The sequence below is a fragment of the Rahnella sp. EDr1-12 genome, assembly GCF_049206505.1.
In the GTDB taxonomy this organism is placed as follows: Bacteria; Pseudomonadota; Gammaproteobacteria; order Enterobacterales; family Enterobacteriaceae; genus Rahnella; species Rahnella rivi.
The window spans coordinates 718,729-740,205 of the sequence record NZ_JBLZNY010000001.1; the positions used below are offsets into that span (position 1 = coordinate 718,729).

The 21,477-nt window shown below is 55.1% G+C and carries 16 protein-coding genes; 6 read left to right on the forward strand and 10 right to left on the reverse strand.

From position 1 onward, the window contains the following. Positions 1–24: 24 nt before the first annotated feature. The gene (locus ACO0U8_RS03315; RefSeq protein WP_421670277.1) at positions 25–1,278 is read right to left on the reverse strand and encodes a nucleoside permease; all 1,254 of its coding nucleotides are present in this window, start codon (positions 1,276–1,278) and stop codon (positions 25–27) included. Positions 1,279–1,574: 296 nt separating this feature from the next. Here ACO0U8_RS03315 and phoP point away from each other — a divergent pair, with 296 nt between their 5' ends. The 3 genes from phoP to ACO0U8_RS03330 all read left to right on the forward strand — a co-directional run bounded on the left by phoP (position 1,575) and on the right by ACO0U8_RS03330 (position 5,008). After that, positions 1,575–2,249, forward strand: a complete 675-nt coding sequence (gene phoP / locus ACO0U8_RS03320) for a two-component system response regulator PhoP (RefSeq protein WP_056778830.1) — start codon at positions 1,575–1,577, stop codon at positions 2,247–2,249. Between the two features lie 47 nt (positions 2,250–2,296). After that, positions 2,297–3,751 (forward strand): two-component system sensor histidine kinase PhoQ, encoded by a 1,455-nt coding sequence (gene phoQ / locus ACO0U8_RS03325; RefSeq protein WP_056778829.1) that lies wholly within the window; start codon positions 2,297–2,299, stop codon positions 3,749–3,751. 135 nt (positions 3,752–3,886) lie between these two features. Further along, entirely contained in the window at positions 3,887–5,008 is a 1,122-nt protein-coding gene (locus tag ACO0U8_RS03330) for a JmjC domain-containing protein (protein WP_421670278.1), read from the forward strand. A 90-nt stretch (positions 5,009–5,098) separates the two neighbouring features. Here the strand turns inward: ACO0U8_RS03330 and ACO0U8_RS03335 are convergent, their stop codons facing one another. From ACO0U8_RS03335 to lolC, 6 genes are all read right to left on the reverse strand, one after another. Continuing rightward, complete coding sequence (locus ACO0U8_RS03335; protein ID WP_390974954.1) at positions 5,099–5,734, reverse strand: hypothetical protein; 636 nt, start codon at positions 5,732–5,734, stop codon at positions 5,099–5,101. Positions 5,735–5,928: 194 nt separating this feature from the next. Further along, positions 5,929–7,158, reverse strand: coding sequence for a peptidase T (gene pepT, locus ACO0U8_RS03340; RefSeq protein ID WP_056778821.1), 1,230 nt, complete (start codon positions 7,156–7,158; stop codon positions 5,929–5,931). A 141-nt stretch (positions 7,159–7,299) separates the two neighbouring features. Then, a complete protein-coding gene (cobB, locus tag ACO0U8_RS03345) occupies positions 7,300–8,130 on the reverse strand; it encodes a Sir2 family NAD+-dependent deacetylase (protein WP_056778819.1) in 831 nt (276 codons plus the stop codon). 54 nt (positions 8,131–8,184) lie between these two features. After that, positions 8,185–9,435, reverse strand: coding sequence for a lipoprotein-releasing ABC transporter permease subunit LolE (lolE, locus tag ACO0U8_RS03350; protein ID WP_421670279.1), 1,251 nt, complete (start codon positions 9,433–9,435; stop codon positions 8,185–8,187). After that, complete coding sequence (gene lolD / locus ACO0U8_RS03355; RefSeq protein ID WP_056778810.1) at positions 9,435–10,139, reverse strand: lipoprotein-releasing ABC transporter ATP-binding protein LolD; 705 nt, start codon at positions 10,137–10,139, stop codon at positions 9,435–9,437. Before lolD ends, lolE begins: the two co-directional genes overlap by 1 nt. Next, on the reverse strand, positions 10,132–11,334 hold the full coding sequence (gene lolC / locus ACO0U8_RS03360) for a lipoprotein-releasing ABC transporter permease subunit LolC (RefSeq protein ID WP_136375116.1): 1,203 nt from the start codon (positions 11,332–11,334) through the stop codon (positions 10,132–10,134). The genes lolD and lolC overlap by 8 nt, the downstream gene beginning before the upstream one ends. A 238-nt stretch (positions 11,335–11,572) precedes the next feature. Here lolC and mfd point away from each other — a divergent pair, with 238 nt between their 5' ends. Beyond that, positions 11,573–15,016 (forward strand): transcription-repair coupling factor, encoded by a 3,444-nt coding sequence (mfd, locus tag ACO0U8_RS03365; protein ID WP_056778806.1) that lies wholly within the window; start codon positions 11,573–11,575, stop codon positions 15,014–15,016. A gap of 71 nt (positions 15,017–15,087) precedes the next feature. Here the strand turns inward: mfd and ACO0U8_RS03370 are convergent, their stop codons facing one another. The 3 genes from ACO0U8_RS03370 to ACO0U8_RS03380 are packed head-to-tail and all read right to left on the reverse strand — an operon-like array spanning position 15,088 to position 19,663. Then, positions 15,088–16,329, reverse strand: coding sequence for a cytochrome c (locus ACO0U8_RS03370; RefSeq protein WP_421670280.1), 1,242 nt, complete (start codon positions 16,327–16,329; stop codon positions 15,088–15,090). Further along, complete coding sequence (locus ACO0U8_RS03375; protein WP_421670281.1) at positions 16,329–16,877, reverse strand: (2Fe-2S)-binding protein; 549 nt, start codon at positions 16,875–16,877, stop codon at positions 16,329–16,331. Before ACO0U8_RS03375 ends, ACO0U8_RS03370 begins: the two co-directional genes overlap by 1 nt. Continuing rightward, the gene (locus ACO0U8_RS03380; RefSeq protein ID WP_421670282.1) at positions 16,874–19,663 is read right to left on the reverse strand and encodes a xanthine dehydrogenase family protein molybdopterin-binding subunit; all 2,790 of its coding nucleotides are present in this window, start codon (positions 19,661–19,663) and stop codon (positions 16,874–16,876) included. Before ACO0U8_RS03380 ends, ACO0U8_RS03375 begins: the two co-directional genes overlap by 4 nt. A 218-nt stretch (positions 19,664–19,881) precedes the next feature. Here ACO0U8_RS03380 and ACO0U8_RS03385 point away from each other — a divergent pair, with 218 nt between their 5' ends. Both ACO0U8_RS03385 and ACO0U8_RS03390 read left to right on the forward strand, forming a co-directional pair. Next, on the forward strand, positions 19,882–20,496 hold the full coding sequence (locus ACO0U8_RS03385; protein ID WP_421670283.1) for a nucleotidyltransferase family protein: 615 nt from the start codon (positions 19,882–19,884) through the stop codon (positions 20,494–20,496). Next, positions 20,483–21,466 (forward strand): XdhC family protein, encoded by a 984-nt coding sequence (locus ACO0U8_RS03390; protein ID WP_421670284.1) that lies wholly within the window; start codon positions 20,483–20,485, stop codon positions 21,464–21,466. The genes ACO0U8_RS03385 and ACO0U8_RS03390 overlap by 14 nt, the downstream gene beginning before the upstream one ends. Positions 21,467–21,477 lie beyond the last annotated feature (11 nt).

A 21,477-nucleotide genomic window follows, 5' to 3' on the forward strand; every position in this document is an offset into this window, starting at 1 on the left:
GCCCGCCTGTTGTGAAAAGAATGCTTATGAAGGCTGGCTCAGGCTGACCGGTGTAATGGTTTTGCTGCGTTCGCGAAAGAACAGCAGAAACAGCAGCATCACGCCGACGACCATCGCAGCACCCACGCCCCAGACCGCAAACCAGTCGAACGTCATGCCATTTTTCGGCGTGCTCAGTGCGAAAGTGGTCATCGCCCGGCCGCCCAGCCAGTTGCCGATAAAACTGCCCAATCCCTGACAAATCAGTGTGATCAGGCCCTGTGCCGCCGTGCGCATATGCGGCGGCGCTTTTTTATCGACATAGATATACCCGGTGACAAAATAGAAATCGTAGCTGACGCCGTGCAACAGAATGCCGAGGAACAGCATGCTGTAAGCCCAGACATCCGCCGTGCCGCCATAGATAAAGAATACGTAGCGGATTGCCGCTGTGACAAAGCCCAGCATCAGCACTTTTTTAATACCGTAGCGTTTGAGCAGGAACGGTAATGCCAGCATGGCGAAGATTTCAGACACCTGGCCGAGGGTCATCCAGCCGGTTGCGTTGGGCAAACCCACCTGCGTCAGGTAACCGTTGGCAAACTGGTAGTAAAACGCCAGCGGCATACAAAACAGAAATGAGCACAGCGCGAAAATCGCGAAGGAGCGGTCTTTCAGCAAGCCCAGCGCATTCAGGCCGAGCAGCGCTTTGATATCCACCGGCCCTTTGCCTTTTGCCGGTGTCTCCGGCAGCCAGAAGCTGTAAACGCCAAGCACCAGCGAGGCAATAGCCGTGATCCACAGCGGCAACCCGGTATCAGAAATGTTGTTCATGCCAAGCAGCGGCGGCAGCACAAAACCGATCACCAGCCCGGAAGCAATCCAGCCCAGCGTGCCAAGGACGCGGATGCGCGGGAAATCCTTCTCGGTGTCATTGATGTTGGCGAACGCAATGCTGTTGGTCAGCGCCACCGTTGGCATATAGGTGATGGCGTAAACCACCAGCAGCGGAAAGAACGTGGAGAATTCGGTTTGCAGCGCGATAAATGCCATCAGCACAGCACCGGCCAGCAGCAGCCAGCCAAGCACTTTTTGCGCGGCGAAGTAGCGGTCAGCAATCACGCCCACCAGCACCGGCGAGAGAATGGCGGCTATGGCGGTGCTGCTGTAAGACCAGGCGATCTCGGAGGGAGTAAAACCCAGCTTATTGAGGTATTGCCAGAGAGGCACAAACCAAGCTCCCCAGATAAACCACTCGATAAACATCATAACGGACAGCTTCAGATGGGTACGTTTCATTATTATATCCTTGCTGAATGAGGAGCCCGCGCGGTGCGATACGCACCCAAAGCGACGGAAAGAGTCAGGCATTCAAGATACCTTTGAAATACCTTAATAGTACCTTTGATATTTAACAGCGATCGATCTCACATTTTATGCTTCTGCCCGGCAAGCCCGTTTATAATTGGTTTAGGTTTTGTTTAGATTGCCGGTCACGGCGTTGATGTGAGGTTGATTAAAATGTTTCTGAATCATTTACAATTACACTAAGAATGTTTCTGTTGCCTTACGCGCCACAAGGATAAGGAATTACCATGCGAATTTTAGTCATTGAAGATAACGCACTGTTGCGCCATCACCTTTCAGTTCAGATGAGAGAGATGGGGCATCAGGTTGATGCCGCTGAAGACGCCAAAGAAGCCGATTATTTTTTGCATGAACATGCACCGGATATCGCGATTGTCGATCTCGGTTTGCCGGGCGAAGACGGCCTGAGCCTGATCCGCCGCTGGCGCAGTCACCAGGCAAATTTGCCGATTCTGGTGCTGACCGCCCGCGAAAGCTGGCAGGATAAAGTCGCGGTGCTGGAAGCCGGTGCTGACGATTACGTCACCAAACCTTTCCATCTGGAAGAAGTCCTGGCACGTATGCAGGCGCTGATGCGCCGCAACAGCGGCCTGGCATCACAGGTCATTACCCTGCATCCGTTCCAGATTGATTTATCCCGCCGTGAACTGACCGTTAACGAAAATCCCATTAAACTGACCGCTTTCGAATACACCATCATCGAAACGCTGATCCGCAACGCCGGAAAAGTGGTCAGCAAAGACTCACTGATGCTTCAGCTCTACCCGGACGCAGAACTGCGCGAAAGCCATACCGTGGATGTCCTGATGGGGCGCCTGCGCAAAAAACTGCAGGCAGAGCACCCGGAAGATGTGATCACCACGGTACGCGGCCAGGGTTATCGTTTCGACATCCGCGCATAACGACGTGGTTTACTACCGCCTGATGCCTCACTACGTAAGGACGCGTCATGAAAGGACGTACTAAAAAACCCTTCTCCCTGCGCGTGCGTTTTATGATGGCGACGGCCGCCGTTGTGCTCGCGCTTTCGCTGGCCTACGGGCTGGTGGCAGTGGTTGGCTACATGGTGAGTTTCGATAAAACGGCCTATCGCCTGCTGCGCGGTGAGAGCAATCTCTTCTTTAGCCTGGCGCAATGGCGCGAAGGCAAACTCTCCATCAATGTTCCGCCCGATCTGGACCTTAATACGCCCACGCTGGTGTTTATTTACGACGCCGACGGTAAATTGCTGTGGGCGGAACGCCGCATCCCGGAACTGGAAGCTCAGATCAACAAGGCCTGGATGAATAAACCGGGTTTTTATGAGCTGGATACCGACACGCAAATCAGCAGCGAAGTGTTAGGGAATAATCCGCAGGCGCAGGACAAGCTGAAAGATTACGACGACACCGATGCCAACGCCATGACGCACTCCATCGCGGTGAATACCTACAATGCCACCGCGCGCCTGCCGGCACTGAACATCGTGGTCGTCGATACGATCCCGCAAGAGTTACAGCGTTCCGATCTGGTCTGGGAATGGTTCAGTTATGTGCTGCTGGCCAATCTGTTGCTGGTGGTGCCGCTGCTGTGGCTGGCGGCGTACTGGAGCCTGCGGCCCATCAAAGAAGTGATCCATCAGGTCGCCGAACTGGAAACCCATGAGCGCGAATCGCTGGATGAAAATCCGCCGCGTGAGCTGCTCGGGCTGGTGCGCAATCTGAATATCCTGTTGCACGGCGAACGTGGGCGCTACGATCGCTATCGCACCACGCTGGCAGACCTGACTCACAGCCTGAAAACGCCGCTGGCGGTGTTGCAGTCCACCCTGCGCGCCCTGCGCAACGGCAAACAGATGACCATCGAAGAAGCTGAGCCGGTGATGCTCGAGCAAATCAGCCGCATCTCTCAGCAGATTGGCTATTACCTGCACCGGGCCACCCTGCGCTCGGAGCAAAATCTACTGATCCGCGAAGTGCATTCGGTGCCTGCGATCCTCGACGGTTTGTGTTCAGCGCTGAACAAGGTTTATCAGCGTAAAGGGGTGGTGATCACCGTCGATATCTCGCCGGAAATCACCTTCGTCGGCGAAAAGAACGACTTTATGGAAGTGATGGGTAACGTCATTGATAACGCCTGTAAATACTGCCTGGAGTTTGTGGAAATCAGTGCGGTGCACACCGAAAACCAGCTGGTGATCCTGATTGAAGATGACGGCCCGGGCATTCCGGTCAGCAAACGTGAAGTGATTTTCCAGCGCGGGCAGCGCGCCGATACCCTGCGTCCGGGGCAAGGGCTGGGACTTTCTCTGGCGAACGACATCATCGAGCAATACGACGGCCAAATTATCATTGGCGACAGCCCGCTCGGCGGGGCCAGCATGCGGGTTTGCTTTGGTTTACAGCAAGGCATTGAACTCGAATAACCGACGACGGGTGCAATCTCCGGCAAATTTCGGTGCTTTATTCACCGGAGTACGAAATTTGCTGGCAATTGCCCAACGCAGCCGCAACACCTTCCGTTATAATCCTTTACAGACCCACCTTCTTTTGGAAAAAAAATGGATTACAAACTAGACCTGGACTGGAACGATTTCCTGCAACGTTACTGGCAAAAACGTCCTGTCGTGTTAAAGCGCGGTTTCAAAAATTTCGTCGATCCGATTTCTCCGGATGAACTGGCCGGTCTGGCAATGGAAAGTGAAGTCGACAGCCGTTTGGTCAGCAATCAGGACGGGCGCTGGAACGTCAGCCACGGGCCATTTGAGAGCTATGATCATCTGGGCGAAAACGGCTGGTCGGTACTGGTTCAGGCCGTCGATCACTGGCATGAGCCCTCCTCACATCTGATGACGCCTTTCCGTCATATTCCTGACTGGCGCATGGACGATTTGATGATTTCTTTCTCGGTGCCCGGCGGTGGCGTAGGCCCGCACCTTGATCAATATGACGTGTTTATCATTCAGGGCACCGGCCGCCGTCGCTGGCGCGTGGGCGAAAAAATCGCCATGAAACAACACTGTCCGCATCCGGATTTACTTCAGGTTGAGCCGTTTGAAGCCATTATCGACGAAGAACTGGAACCTGGCGATATCGTCTACATTCCGCCGGGCTTCCCGCACGACGGCTATTCGCTGGAGAACTCCCTCAATTATTCAGTGGGTTTCCGCGCGCCGAACACCCGCGAAATGATCAGCGGATTTGCCGATCATGTCCTTTCCCGTGAACTGGGAAGCCATCGTTATACCGATCCGGATCTGGTTGAGCGCGAACATCCGGCTGAAGTCCAGCCTGACGAGCTGGATAAGCTGCGCGGCATGATGCTCGAACTGATCAACAACCCTGAGCATTTCAACAGCTGGTTTGGCGAGTTCATCTCACAGTCACGTCATGAACTGGATCTGGCTCCGCCGGAACCACCGTATCAGGCGGGTGAAATCTATGAACTCATGTCGTCGGGCGAAACGCTTGAACGCGTCGGTGGTTTACGCGTACTGCGCGTAGGGGATGTGTGTTACGTGAATGGCGAAGCGATGACGTCTGAACAAACCGCCGCCGTTGACGCCATGGCGCGCCACAAGACGGTGACCCGTGAAATGCTCGGTGATGCGCTTGACGATCCGTCGTTCCTCGCCCTGTTGTCTGCACTGGTGAACAGCGGCTACTGGTATTTCAACGACTGATATTGATAAAAAAATAAGGGCATTCTGATGCCCTTATTTTTTCCGTTATTAATTATTCCGTTCTTATTTATTTTTCTTGTTTATAAAAAACTAGCGCAAACGAAATACCGTTTTAAAGGGGTTTAAATTTCGGGTTTTCGCTGACATTCTTATTTTTACAGCCTTATTATTATCTCGTAAGAGATTACAAATTACAGCAATACGCTTAGGCGTTGAGACGTAAAAGTCACCGTCCATTACCCCAAACACTTTATGCCTGAGAGGGGAATTAATTAAACCGGCTTTTAATATCCTCCCCACTATATTTGCACAATTTTTTGATAATGTTCTGAAGGATGGCGAGTCTTTGGAGTAACAAATGTCATGCCATGTCCGTTTCATCGCTACTTCATCCAGCGATCTGATACCATAAATGACATCCGGATCACAGGCTTCTCTTTCGCAGTCTATTTCATACCCCTCAGAGGGTCTGGCAGGGTATTTCCTGAAAAGAATTTTGTCGTCTTCGAACCGTGGCCACCAGCTGACATAAGTGCTTTCATGAGCAATCGGGCCAATAAACATGGCCGCATGACCAATATTCCCGTCTCCGGGATACCAGATAAATACCCATGCGTTAATTCCCTGACTGAAATCGGCGAAAGCCGTTCTTTGCTTAACAAACTCTCTGATCCCTTCTACTGTCTGCAATCTGGCTACTGTTCGTGCTGTCGGTGCTGTTTCCACGCTATCTCTCCATGATTAATCTGCCAAAATTATGGCATTGATGGAGGCGTAAATATAATGTCATTAATGAATAGAGGTATTATTGATATTGATGTGGGTTATCATTGATATTCAGATAAACTGTAAGTAATCTCTGCGCGTCATGTAATAAACACCTCCGGGTTTAATAATAAATTCGGAGGTGTTTAATCAACTTATCTCGATTTCTCTGCTGTGAGCTCTGCAATACGCATAATCACTGATACCGCTTTTTCCATTCCTTCCAGCGTGACAAATTCATGTTTACCGTGGAAGTTATAGCCGCCGGTAAAAATATTCGGGCAAGGTAAACCCCGGAAAGAAAGTTGTGCGCCATCCGTACCGCCTCGAATGGGCTTCATGATCGGTTCTATATCACAATCCTTCATTGCCTGTTGCGCCAGCGCAATAATGTGCGGATGCTGGGCCACTTTATCGCGCATATTGTAATAGTGATCGTCGAGCGTCACTTCAATATAGCAATCCCGGTGCAGGCCTTTGCCGACCAGATGCGCGATATCAATAATCTTTTGCTTACGGGCTTCGAATGTCACTTTGTCGAAGTCACGGATGATGTAATGCATTTCCGCGCGTTCAACGTTGCCCTTAATGGTGGTCAGGTGATAGAAACCTTCATAACCTTCAGTCTGTTCCGGGGTTTCATCGGCGGGTAATTCGCTGTGGAAGCGGGTGGCGAGAGAGAGTGCGTTCACCATCACGCCTTTCGCACTGCCGGGATGAACATTATTACCGACGATTTTAATGGTCGCTGAGGCAGCATTGAAGTTCTCGAACTCCAGTTCCCCCACTCCGCCACCGTCAACGGTATAAGCCCATTCAGCGCCAAAAGCGGGAATATCAAAGCTTTGTGCGCCTTTGCCGATTTCTTCATCCGGCGTAAAAGCAATGCGGATTGGCCCGTGCGGCACATTGCTGTTTTGCAGACGCACCATCGCGGTAATGATTTCGGCGATACCCGATTTATCATCAGAACCGAGCAACGTTTTGCCGTCTGTGGTGATGAGCGTCTGGCCCAGTAATTGATGCAGCACCGGGAACATTACCGGAGAAAGCACTTCATCACCGTTACCCAGCGCAATATCGCCACCACGGTAGTTTTCGACTACCTGCGGATTGACGTGTTTGGCGGTGAAATCGGGGGCGGTATCAAGGTGGGAAATAAAACCGATAACCGGCACTTTCCAGGCCACATTGCCCGGCACCGTAGCCATGACGCAGCCTTTATCACTGAGCGTTACCTGTGAAAAGCCCAGCGCCATCAGTTCATTACGCAACGCCTGCGCCAGCTTAAGCTGTCCGTCAGTACTCGGCGTATGTTTTACATTGGGCTTTGATTGGGTATCGAAAGAAACATAGTGAAGAAAACGGTCAAGCAACTTATCCATTTGGGTATCCTCTGGCGGCTGTATTTTATTATGCGCAGCATGAATACCGTGAATATTGCGTCAGGTCATTTTTCACCAAGTTTACGCAAAGAACTCTTAGGATCAGGCGCAATTTTTGGGATGTATCGTTAAAAAGCCCGGCTATGACCAGGCTTCATCTTTCTTCGTCAGGAATTTATGCACGAATTCAGGCACCACTTCGCTCGCCAGCCCATAGTGTTTCATATCAAATTCGCTTTCAACCTGACTGGGTTCGAGGTTGAGTTCTACCGCACAGGCGCCGCCGATGCGTGCTTCATGAACAAATCCCGCCGCCGGATAAACATGGCCGGAGGTGCCAATCGCCACGAAGAAATCCGCCTTTGCCAGCGCATCGTAGATGTTATCCATACCCAGGGGCATTTCGCCAAACCACACAATATGCGGGCGCAGCGGAGCCGGGAACTGGCAGCAATGACAGCGATCGTCAACGCTCAGATCACCCGGCCAGTCCAGAATTTGTCCTGACTGCGTGCAGCGCACTTTCAGCAATTCGCCATGCATGTGCAGTACGCGTGAACTGCCTGCGCGCTCATGCAGATTGTCGATGTTCTGCGTAACCAGCAGGAAATTGTCACCGAGCGCTTCTTCCAGCGTGGCCAGCGCGTAGTGTGCGGCATTAGGTTTGAGATCGTCCTGCTGCAACTGGCGGCGGCGTTCATTGTAAAAACGCTGCACCAGCTCAGGGTCGCGGCGATAACCTTCCGGCGTCGCCACATCTTCCACGCGATGTTCTTCCCATAAGCCATCGGCAGCACGGAAAGTCCGGATGCCGGACTCGGCGGAAATCCCCGCGCCGGTGAGCACCACCACGAACGGTTTCTTCAATGACGCGGCGGCCATTGAATCACGGTGGAAAATGTTCGACCGGAACCGCTGATGCCGGATACGTTTATTTTTGCGAAACCGACACAGACGATGACGTGTGCGCATGAAGTGCTCCTTACTCTCTGTGTCTGAACATAAAGGCTGTTTTTAACAATGTGATCACTGACCGCCACTGAGTACCCGGGCCGGATCGATACGGCTTGCACGGCGCGCAGGATACCAGCTGGCCAGCAAACTCAGCACCAGTGCGGTAAACATTACGCCCGCCACGTCAGTCCAGTGAACTTCCGATGGCAGGAAGTCGATGAAATAAATGTCGCCCGACAGGAACTGATGTCCGGTAAGCTTTTGCAGCGCGTTAATGATATTGGTCAGCTGGAACGCGGCGATCACGCCGATCACTACCCCGGCTATGCTGCCGACCAGCCCGGCCAGTAAACCGTACCAGATGAAGACGGCGCGGATAAGCCCGTCTTTCGCGCCCAGTGTGCGCAAAATCGCAATATCACTGCTTTTATCTTTCACCGCCATCACCAGCGTCGAAACGATATTAAAACAGGCTACGCCAATCACCAGCACCATCGCCATATACATAATCGCGCGCACCATCTGGATATCGCGGTACATATAGCCGTAAGTGCCCACCCAGCTGCTGATGTAAACATACGCCTGCGTCACTTCACCGGCGTCGTGCACCAGTTTTTGCGCGGCGAAAACATCGTTCACTTTGATATCGATACCGGTGACGCTGGTACCCATATCCTGATATTGCTGCGCATCCGCCAGTGGCACCATGCCGAGGCTGTGATCAAGCTGGCCGCTGAGTTGCAAAATGCCGGTGACCTGCAAACGGATCCGTTTTGGCTGCAACAGCTTCATTTCAGGATCGCTGTTTGGGATCATCACCGTCACCCAGTCGCCCTGCTTCACACCGACCGCATCGGCAACGCCTTTACCGAGGATCAGCTGTTGCTCCCCGGCTTTAAAATTCTGCCATGCATTGTTTTGCACAAACTTCGGCGCGGCGCTTACGCGGGGTTCACTCTGCGGATCCACGCCTTTGAGCTGAATCGCGCGCAGTTTTGCACCGTGTTCGATCAGACCGTTGAACTGGATATACGGCGCAGCGGCCACAATGCCCGGCACTTTTTCAACACGTTCCAGCACGCCCTGCCAGTCATTGAAAGGCTGATTCACCGGACGAATTTCACCGTGAGGCACCACCGCCAGCACGCGATCTTTCAGTTCGCGCTCGAAGCCGTTCATCGCACTCAGACCGACGATTAACACCGCCACACCCAGCGCGATACCTAAGGTCGAAATCACCGAAATCAGCGACACCATGCCGCTGCGACGGCGGCCACGGCTGAACCGCAGGCCGATCAGTAAGGAAAACGGAATGCCTGACATTACTTCGCTCCCAGCAACATCGAATCCTGCTGCAACCTGCCGTCGCGCATTTCGAGCTGACGCGTCAGGCGGTTCGCCAGTTCCAGAGCATGCGTGACCACCAGAAACGCGGTGCCCTGACGCACGTTCAGTTCGCCCAGCAATTCAAAGATACTGTCGGCATTACGCTGATCCAGGTTACCGGTCGGTTCGTCGGCCAGCACCAGTGAAGGATTATTAACCAGCGCACGGGCGATCGCCACACGCTGACGCTCGCCGCCGGAAAGCTCGGAAGGACGGTGATGGCTGCGGTGTTGCAGCCCGACCGCTTCAAGCATCGCCATCGCACGTTCCTGCACTTCAGCGGATTTCTTTTTACCGATCAAAAGCGGCATCGCGACGTTTTCCAGCGCGGTGAAATCAGGCAGCAAATGGTGGAACTGATAGATAAAGCCGAGCTCGCGGTTGCGCAGTTCTGATTTCGCGGAAGAAGACATCGAATTCAGCGACTGGCCTTTAAAAATGACTTCGCCGGAGGTCGGTGAGTCCAGCCCCCCCAGCAAATGCAACAACGTACTTTTACCGGAACCTGAGGTGCCAACGATCGCCATCATTTCGCCCGGCTGCATGGCGAATGTCACGTCACGCAACACGTCGGTGCGCAGTTTGCCTTCCTGATAAGTCTTACAGAGGTTGTCACACTGCAATAATAAAGAATTACTCATAACGTAAAGCCTCTGCGGGGTGGGTGGCAGCAGCGCGCCAGGAAGGATACAGCGTAGATAATAAAGCAATGATCATGGCGGACAGCGCGATAACCACGACCTGAACCGGTTCAATATCGACCGGCAGCGACGCGCCATCAAGCATCAGCCCGATAGCCGGCATAATTGTATTGAGCTGGGTCGCGAGCACCACGCCCAGTATGGCACCGAGCAGCGCGCCGATCACACCGGCACTGGCGCCCTGCACCATAAATACGGCCATGATCTGACGGCGGCTTAGCCCCTGCGTTTGCAGAATCGCCACTTCGCCTTGTTTTTCCATCACCAGTAAACCCAGCGAGGTAATGATGTTGAACGCGGCAACCGCCACGATCAGGCTAAGTAGCAGCCCCATCATATTTTTTTCCATGCGCACGGCCTGGAACAGCTCACCCCGACGCTCACGCCAGTCTTTCCAGCTGGTGCCTTCCGGCAGCTTCTGAACGCTCAGGCTGTCGACATCCAGCGGTTTATCAAGGAATAAACGCCAGCCGGTCACGTTGCCTTTCGGATAGAGCATCAGACGTGAAGCATCCTGGATATTGACCAGCATCTGATAACCATCGACTTCGCTGTTCGCTGAGAACGTGCCAATCACGGTAAACAAACGCTGACTTGGCACACGCCCGACCGGCGTGAACTGGCTGACGCTGGTCACCATCAGACGCAGCTTATCGCCACGACGTACTTTAAGCTGTTGCGCGAGCTGATCGCCCAGAATGACGTTGTATTTACCGGGTTGCAGCTCCTGCTGGGCAACGCCAATCATATATTTCGCCAGCGGATCCTGCTGTGTCGGATCGACACCGAGCATGACACCCACGGCCACGCTGCCGGGGCTTTGCAGCACCACGTCACCGGTGGTCAGAGGCACAGCGCGGTTGACACTTTTCAGCGCCGTTATCTGTTGATGGGTAATTTTTTGAGGATCCAGCGATCCGGCCGGTGTGGTCACCAACGCCTGAGGCATCAGACCCAGAATATTTCCTTCCAGATCCTTCTCAAAACCGTTCATGACCGACAGCACCGTGACCAGCGCCATCACCCCGAGGGTAATGCCAATGGTGGACAGCCAGGAGACAAACCGCCCAAAGCGGTCCGAACCACGCCCGCGCATGTAGCGCAGGCCTATGAATAACGCGACAGGTTGATACATGACTTCCGTTTTAAGTGTTTGGCCGCAAATAAGTGCATGGCGCAGACTAAAGTGATGAAGGATAATAAAGGCTAGCACCGCTTTATGGAACCATTAACCCAAAGTAATCGGTTTAATCCCGGGGCTCTTTTGTCCTTTTTTATTGCAGAGCCGGGTTGACCCCGATTGTATGCGCATCGCAAGATACGGTCTGCTAATTGGCCCCCTGCTGCCGCCAAACGAGAACGCAAAATAGCCTATGTCTCAAGATTATCGTTATTCATTGCCTGAACGCCCCGGTGACACCCGCCTTTTAGGGCAACTGACCGGCTCCGCTTGTGCCCTGGAATGCGCCCAAATCAGTGAACGCCACGCGGGCCCGATCATGCTGATTGCACCGGACATGCAAAATGCCCTGCGTCTGCGCGATGAAATTCAACAGTTTACCGATCATAAAGTGCTGAGCATTTCGGACTGGGAAACCCTGCCCTACGACAGTTTCTCGCCACATCAGGAAATCATCTCTTCACGCCTTTCCAGCCTTTATCAGCTTCCAACCATGGAACGCGGCATCATTATTTTGCCGGTGAATACGTTGATGCAGCGCGTCTGCCCGCACGAGTTTTTGCACGGCCACGCGCTGGTGATGAAGAAAGGCCAGCAACTGTCACGCGATAAACTGCGTTCACAGCTGGAACAGGCGGGTTACCGCAGCGTCGATCAGGTGATGGAGCACGGTGAGTTTGCCACCCGTGGCGCCCTGCTCGACCTCTATCCGATGGGCAGCGATGAGCCTTTCCGCATCGATTTCTTCGACGATGAAATCGACAGTCTGCGCACGTTTGACGTCGATACACAGCGCACGCTGAGCGAAGTTGATCACATCAATTTGTTGCCCGCGCATGAATTCCCGACCGATAAAAATGCCATTGAACTGTTCCGCAGCCAGTGGCGCGAGAAGTTCGAAGTGCGCCGCGATGCCGAACACGTGTATCAGCAGGTCAGTAAAGGCACGTTCCCGGCCGGGATTGAATACTGGCAGCCGCTGTTTTTCAGCCAGCCGCTGACCACCTTATTCAGCTATCTTCCGAAAAATACGCTGGTGCTTAATACCGGCGATCTTGACGTTGCTGCCGAGCGTTTCTGGCAGGACGCCAACCAGCGTTACGAAAACCGCCGGGTGGATCCGATGCGTCCGCTGCTCGAGCCTGAAAACCTGTGGCTGCGCGTGGATACCCTGTTCGCTGAACTCAAAGCCTGGCCGCGCGTTCAGCTGCGTACCGATTCGCTGCCGAAAAAAGCCGCGAACACCAATCTCAGTTATGAAAAGCTGCCGGATTTATCTGTTCAGCCGCAAAATAAAGCGCCCATGGATAACCTGCGCCGCTTTAATGAATCCTTTGCCGGCAGTCTGGTTTTCTCAGTGGAAAGTGAAGGCCGCCGGGAAACGCTGCAGGATTTACTGGCGCGCATCAAACTGATGCCGCAGCTCATCACCCGTATTGAAGAAGCTGAAACGGCCGGTCGTTACATTATGATTGGCGCCTGCGAACGCGGTTTTCTGGATGCCGATAAACAGCTGGCGCTGATTTGTGAGAGCGATCTGCTCGGCGAGCGCGTGGCGCGCCGTCGTCAGGACAGCCGCCGCACCATCAACACTGACACGCTTATCCGCAATCTCGCGGAACTGCGCCCCGGTCAGCCGGTGGTGCATGTCGAACACGGCGTGGGCCGTTATCTGGGTCTGACCACGCTCGAGGCCGGTGGCATCAAAGCCGAGTACCTGATCCTGACCTATGCGGGTGAAGATAAACTCTATGTGCCGGTGTCGTCCCTGCATCTCATCAGCCGTTATGCGGGCGGTGCCGATGACAGCGCGCCGCTGCACAAACTCGGGGGCGAAGCCTGGTCAAAAGCGCGGCAAAAAGCCGCCGAGAAGGTGCGCGACGTGGCCGCCGAGTTGCTGGATATTTACGCCCAGCGCGAAGCCAAAACCGGTTTCGCCTTCAAACACGACAAAGAACAGTATCAGCTGTTCTGCCAGGCCTTCCCGTTTGAAACCACGCCGGATCAGGCACAGGCCATCAATGCCGTACTGACCGACATGACACAGCCGCTGGCGATGGATCGTCTGGTCTGCGGCGACGTCGGTTTCGGCAAAACCGAAGTGGCGATGCGCGCGGCCTTCCTCGCCGTCGCCAACAACAAGCAGGTGGCGGTGCTGGTGCCGACTACGCTGCTGGCGCAGCAGCACTTTGACAACTTCCGCGACCGCTTTGCCAGCTGGCCGGTGCGTATCGAAATGATGTCCCGTTTCCGCAGCGCCAAAGAGCAGCAGGCGGTGATCGAAGAAGCCGTGGAAGGCAAAGTGGATATTATTATCGGCACGCACAAACTGCTGCAAAGCGACCTGCGCTGGAAAGATCTCGGCCTGCTGATTGTCGATGAAGAGCACCGTTTCGGGGTACGCCACAAAGAGCGTATCAAAGCGATGCGCGCTGACGTTGATATTCTGACCCTGACCGCCACACCTATCCCGCGCACGCTGAATATGGCGATGAGCGGCATGCGTGATCTGTCGATTATCGCCACCCCGCCAGCGCGCCGTATGGCGGTGAAAACCTTCGTCCGCGAATACGACAGCCTGGTGATCCGCGAGGCTATCCTGCGTGAAATTCTGCGCGGCGGGCAGGTGTATTACTTATTTAATGATGTCGAAAATATTGAGAAAGCCACTGAGCGCCTGGCGGAACTGGTGCCGGAGGCGCGTATCGCCATTGGTCACGGTCAGATGCGGGAACGCGACCTCGAACGGGTGATGAATGATTTCCACCATCAGCGTTTCAACGTGCTGGTGTGCACCACGATCATCGAAACCGGCATCGACATCCCGACGGCGAACACCATCATTATTGAACGTGCCGATCACTTTGGTCTGGCGCAGCTTCACCAGCTGCGTGGCCGTGTCGGGCGTTCGCACCATCAGGCGTATGCCTATCTGCTGACCCCGCCGCCGAAAGCCATGTCTGTTGATGCACACAAACGCCTCGAAGCGATCGCCTCACTGGAAGATCTCGGTGCAGGTTTTGCGCTGGCAACGCACGATCTGGAAATTCGTGGCGCAGGCGAATTGCTCGGCGAAGGCCAGAGCGGACAGATGACCAGCATCGGTTTCACGCTGTACATGGAATTGCTGGAAAACGCCGTGGAAGCGCTGAAAGAAGGCCGCGAACCTTCGCTTGAGGATCTGACCACCAGTCAGACTGAGGTCGAGATGCGCATGCCTGCCCTGTTGCCGGAAGAATTCATTCCTGACGTCAATACGCGATTGTCGTTGTATAAACGTATCGCCAGTGCGCGCAATGAAAGTGAACTGGATGAGCTGCGTGTCGAACTTATCGACCGTTTCGGCTCCCTGCCGGACGGTGCGCGCAATCTGATTCAAATCGCCATACTGCGTTTAAAGGCGAAAGATCTGGGCATCAAACGCATTGAAGGCAATGAGCGCGGCGGCTTCATTGAGTTTGGCGATAAAAACCGTGTCGATCCGGGCCACCTGATTGGCCTGCTGCAAAAGCAGCCGCAGGTGTATCGTCTCGACGGCCCGACCAAACTGAAGTTTATGCTGGATCTGACTGACCGGCCAAAACGGCTGAAGTTTGTCAGCGAGATGCTCGGAGAATTCGCTGAGCATGTGATCTGAGGGTCTGGTGATTAAAAAAAACCCGGTGAACATATCATTCACCGGGCTTTTTTATGCCTTCAGGTTAACCGCTATGGCTTACGCAGGGCTTTCACCTGTTCCGGCGTGATATCTCCCGGCAGGCCGCCGAAGGTCACACGCAGGTAATTCACCATTTCAGCGATTTGCGCGTCGTTCAGTCGGTCAGCAAAACCTGGCATGGACTGCATGCTTTCACCGTTCGGGAATTCCTGCGCCGGTAAACCGTCGAGCACCGAAACGATCAGGTTGCGACCATCCGGCTGGCGCAAAGTGGCGTTGTTTTGCATCGCCACCGCAACATGCGGTTTGCCTGCGCCGTCGGCCATATGGCAACCGGAACACTGGTCGAGATAAGTGATCCGGCCAGCGTCATTGCCGCCCTGCGCGATGCTCACCGGTACCGCTGCGGGCGGCTTGTCGCCCAGTAAATAGGTGACAATTGCGCGATGATCTTCTTCAGTCAGATGACGGGTGCTGAGATCAATAACCTTGTGCATCTCATCAAACGCTGAGCCCTGGGGTGCAAAACCGGTGGCAAGAAAACGGCTCAGATCGACCGGGTTCCAGCCACGCTGCGCCAGTGCATCCGGGGTGATCGCCGGTGCGGTGATGCGCCCGAGTGTCCCGCCCTTCAGGTTATTCTCCGTGTCCATCTGGCCGAGTTTGCCGCGCGGCGTATGGCATTCGCCACAGTGGCCGAGCACGTCCGTCAGGTATTTCCCGCGCTGCCAGTCGGCAGAATGCCCCTGCGAGCTGGCTGGCATCGGGTCAGACGTGCGGAACAACAGATTCCAGCCAATCATCGCCATGCGCTGATTGAACGGGAATGGCATTTCGTTTTCCGGCACCGGCAAATCCACCACCGGGCGCGTCATCAGAAACGCATACATATCGTCTGAATCCTGACGGGTCACGCCTTTGTACGAGGTGTAAGGCATCGCCGGATAGAGATGACGCCCGCCCGGCGCCACGCCTTTAGTCAGCGCCAGATAGAAATCCTCAGAAGTCCAGCGGCCGATACCGGCGTCAGCAGAAGGCGTCAGGTTGCTGCCGAAGATTTTGCCGAACGGTGTTTCCAGCGGATAACCGCCCGCCAGCGGTGCGCCGCCGGAGGCCGTGTGGCACGCCGCACAGTCAGACGCCTGCACCAGATAGCGGCCACGTTCTATCTGCGCAGTGTCCGCCGTCACTTTCTGCACCGGTGCATCCAGCGTGCGGTTTTCCCGCCACCACAACACCGCAATAACGATGATAATCACCGCCAGCAGCGCGAGGAAAAGACGTTTTTTCATCACGCGTGCTCCCTGATCAGACCCGGCGTTTTCAGCACAACATCACGCACCGCTTCGTAGTAACGCACATAGCCGGTACAGCGGCAGATGTGGTTTTCCAGCGCACCGTTGATAGCACCTTCCAGCTCATTGAGCGCAATCGGATGTTTTTCCAGGCGTTCAAGCAGCAGCGTCGCGGCATTCACAAAACCGGGTGTGCAGTAGCCACACTGGAAACTGTAATGTTCCAGAAACGCCTGCTGAACCGGGGACAGCGTCACCTCGCCCTTATCATCGGTTTTGGCATGGCCTTCCACGGTACGGACTTTTTTACCGTTGAAAAAATGCGCGCCGGTAATACAGGTACGCACCTCTTCGCTGGTGCCGCTGTCGTGATCGAGAATAGCCACGCAGGCATGGCAGATACCCTGACCGCAGCCGAGGCGGCAGCCGGTCAGCGCGACGTATTCGTGCAGGAAGTCGATCATCATCAGGCCTTCAGGTACGTCCAGCGGGCCGTAATGTTGATTGTTAATGGTCAGCTCTAAGGGCTTGGTTGGGATGCTCATTGTAAAACCTCACGAATATTTTCAGCACGAACGGGCAAATCACGGAAACGGTGGCCGGTGGCATGGGCGATGGCGTTCACCAGCGCGGCGACGACCGGGATCATCACCACTTCGGCCATGCCTTTCGGCGGATCGGTTTCCGACAGCGCAGGCAGGATGTCGCTGGTCTGTTTCCAGACCGCCACATCGCTGGCGCGCGGCAAATGGTAACGGTTGAAATTCCAGGTTCCGTTGCCCGGTCCGTCTTCGTACAGCGGTAAATACTCGTGCAATGCGTGGCCGATCCCCATCGCCAGCCCGCCCTGCAACTGGCCGGACACCAGCTCAGGCACGATCAGGTTGCCGCACTCCATAATGGAATGGTGGGTGAGTAATTCGACCTTGCCGGTGGCAATGTCCACCGCGATTTCAGCCAGGGTGCCGACCGCGCTGTAATAGGTCACGGAGGCGTTGTTACGCTGCGTCGGCGGATAATACACCGCGTCACGCGCCAGCGTGCGGAACTCGCCCGCACCGTTTCGCACCGCCATGCCATCCACCGGAATGCGCTGGCGCACCGCGTTCAGTGTGAAATCGGCTTCAGCCCATTGCCAGCGGTTGAAAACGTGTACCGCCGCGCCGGTCATGCCGTTCATTTCGTAGACTTTTTTCGCCAGCGTTTCGAGGCTGAGAATTTGCATGCCGTTGGCGGTCAGGCCGCCTTCAACCCAGCGGGCATCTTCCTTGCGCACGATGTACGGCGCGGCCTGTCCGCCGCCGATACCGGTTTGCCAGATAGCCATCGCCGCAGGCCATAACCCCTGGTCGAAAATCAGACGCGCGGCTTCGCGGGTGCTGTGGGAGAAATAATAGGCGGAGTTACTGGCGCTGGACGGCGAGCAATAAGACGGCGACCAGCGCGGATTGGTTTGCAGTTTGTCCTGCTCTTCCTGCGACATAATGTACGGGTCGCCGCTGGTTTCCACCGGCAATACCGACCAGTCGGTCACTGAGAAATGCGCCTGTTCAGCCGGTTTCCCCAGCCATTCGGCGCACAACACGGATTGCGACGTGGACATCCCCGTCCCCATTTCTGCGCCGCTGTGCCACAGGCTGATTTCGCCTTTTTCACTGAGTTCGACGCGAGCGAAAGAGGTTTCCGCGCCGGTACCGAAGTCTTTCTGCACGCAACCAAAACCGACGCCATAACGTTTACCCGGATTCTGGCTTTCGTATTCGGCTTTGCGGTTCTGGCGCTGCGTCCATAACGGGTGAACGGCGGCTTTTTCCAGCACTTCATCCGCGCGAATTGCGCCCGCAGGAATGGCGCCCTGGGTGTTTTTCATGCCCGATTTCAGGACGTTGCGCAGACGGAACGCAATCGGATCCAGTTTCAGTTCGGCGGCCAGTTCATCCATCATCATTTCGGTGGCGGCCATGCTTTGCAGCGTGCCGTAGCCGCGCGCTGAACCGGCGTCCAGCGCGCGCGACGCCAGCCCGACGGCTGAAAGATCACTTTTCGGGAAATAGTAAATCGACTGCGCAGCGGTCGCGCCAACCATCACCACCGACGGCGTAAAGTTGCTGCGCCCGCCGCCGTCTGCGGTCATTGCCGCGTGGAATGACTGCAACATGCCGGTTTCACGGTTAACCGCGATGTCGTAATTCATATCAAACGCGTGGCGTTTAAGGGAAGACTGGAACTGCTCGAAGCGGTCATTGGCCAGACGCACCGGCAAACCGTCGCCGTACATCGCCGCGACGGCACCGTAATACGGGAAGTTGTAGTGATCTTTCGAGCCATAGCCGACGGTGTAACAGGGATGCATAATCAGCGTTTTCACCGTGCGGTGCGATTTCGCCATCATGCGTGGCATTTCGTCGGCCACTTCCTGCGGCGACTGGGTTGGCACCACCATATGCAGCGTTTGCGTCGCCGCATCGTACCAGCCGTTGGCATTATCCGGCTCGAGGGCGGAAGTATCGACGGATTGCGTGGTGAATTTGCGCGACATCACCAGCCAGTCCTGTGGCGGAGAGTTGAGCTCATCGGCCATTTCCCCGGCGTAGAACATGCCCTGTTCATCCAACTTACCGCCCTCGCGCCCTTCCGGCCACACCGGCAGATGTTTGCGCATACTGACCGGGAAAACCGGCATGTCTTTCAGGCTGGAGAATTTATCGTCTTCAAAGGCGGTTTCGCCCCCTACACGCACAAAGCGGAAGGTTCCCCAGGGATCCCTTTCCAGCGGGCCGGTCTTGTCACCGTAGCGCACCACGTTGTCTTTGAACTTGAGGGCGTTTTTGGCGAAGCGGAATTTCGCGAAATCCTGATACACCAGAATCGCCACCGCCTGCCCCAGATAAGCCGGGGTTTTGCCTTCCGGCAGCAGCATGTCTTCACCATAGAATGCCGGGAAGGCCAGCCCGTCACGCGCCAGCACGTCGGCGGTCACCAGCTGATCAGGCTGCAAATCATCGCCCAGCAGAGAGAGATCTAACCCGGCATAAATTTTGTCGGCCTGGGTCACGCGAAGGATAAAGGCATGCGCCTGTTTTTGCGGCCAGTGCGGCATGTCCTGCGCGCGGATATCGCGGGCAAACACCTTCTGCCCCATGACTTTCGCCTTTCCGTCAATGCGGAAACGAACGCGTTTGTTTTGTGCGTCCCATTGTGGCGATTGCAGAATTTTTTCTTCAAACAGCGCAGCGTATGCACGACTGTGCAGCGGCGCGAGATAAACGGAGACACCAGCGATCACAGCGCCTTTGACAAAGCGCCGCCTGGACGGGTTGAAATTGCTCATAAAGTTCCTTGCTTCTTATTGTCTTTCTTATAGTGCGGCGCTTTTACAATTTGTCATAAATTCTAAAAATACCGTTTAACGCGGGCGATTATAGGCAGTCATGTTGCGCTAAGTAATGACGTAATACACATTTTTAATATTTCGTTCACAATTTTGCGCAATAAAATGGGATAATTAATCCTGTTGCGCAAACAATGTACAAAAGGGATGCAAGGAAAATGGCAGGTATTATTCTTCTCGCCGCAGGGCTGGGGAGCCGGTTTATCGCCGCCGGAGGCACAGGTAACAAGCTGAATGCAATTTTGACCCAAACAGCACAAAATGCTGCCACCCTTTTTGACCTCACCCTCCGTCAGGTGCTGAGCAGCGGGCTGCCGGTGCGCGTGGTTACGCGTGCTGAAAACAGTCAGGTTCAGGCAAGTTGCCTGCGTGAAGGGGTGCCTTTCACGCTGACACAGAGCGCCGGCACCGGAGGTTCAGTCGCGGCCGGGGTGCGCGATACGCCAGACTGGGACGGGTGGCTGGTTCATCTTGCCGATATGCCTTTCGTCACGCCGGATATTTTTGCCGCCGTGGCCGCTTCCCTGCCTCTGAAGCCCGTGGTTCGGCCTTACTGGCAAAATCAGCCGGGACATCCGGTGGGTTTTGCCCGCCAGATGCGGGACGCCCTTTTACAACTGCACGGTGACCATGATGCCAGGGAACTTATCCGCAGCCAGCCGCTGTTACGCCTGGATGTCACAACGCCCGCCGTGATCACCGACATCGATTTGCCGGAACAACTTTCTCTTTCTGCGCTTTTTTCAAACGGATCTCCGCATGCAGCATCTTGATAATCAGGTAATTTCTCAGGCGCATGAATGGCTGACGCATCAGCCGGTGTGGTTGTGTACTGTTCTGACGACGTACGGTTCCTCCCCGCGCGCGCCCGGTGCCTTACTGGCGGCGACCAGCAATGGCCGCTATTGCGGTTCGCTGTCAGGCGGATGTGTCGAAGAGGATTTCTTACGGCGCATTGCCGCCGGAGACTATCAGCAGGCCAGCCAGATTGTGCGTTACGGTGACGGCGGGTTAACCCCCGATGTCGCCCTGCCGTGTGGCGGATCGCTGGATGTGCTGATCGAATATCTGCCCGCAACGCAGGGCAATCTGGATTATCTGCAAAAAATGGGGATGGCGCTGGCCGGGCATTTTGCGCTGGATAAATCACTTACCCTGCCCGCCGCCTGCGATCATCTGGCGCTCACGGGCTATCACAGCGCCACCCAGGTGATGCGTGACGGTGACTGCGTCAGATTACACCTGGCGGCACCACCGCGTTTGCTGATTGCCGGGCTTTCAAGCGTCGCGATCTACTGCGCAGACTTTGCGTGTGCGCTGGGCTTTGACGTGGTGGTGTGCGAATGCCGTGAAGAAGTGCTGGAAAATTTTCTGCCTGCGCTGAAAGCTGAGATCCGGCTTGAGAAACAGTTTCCGGCAAAGTATCTCGAGTTACAGGGTTGCCATGCCAATACCGCGATAGTCGCCCTGACCCATGATCCGCGCATGGATGACCTGACGCTCATGGAGGCAGTGAATACACCAGCGTTTTACATTGGCGCAATGGGTTCACAACGCAACAGCGTTCGCCGTCGTGAACGCCTGCAAACCATTGCGGATTTTTCCGCTGAGGATTTCGCCCGTCTTCATGCCCCCGTCGGCTTGTCCATTGGCAGCAAAACTCCCGCTGAGATTGCGCTGGCCGTCATGGCCGATATCGTGAAACACAAAAACGGCCTGAATGCAGCGGATACTGCGGCCTGATCACGTCGCCA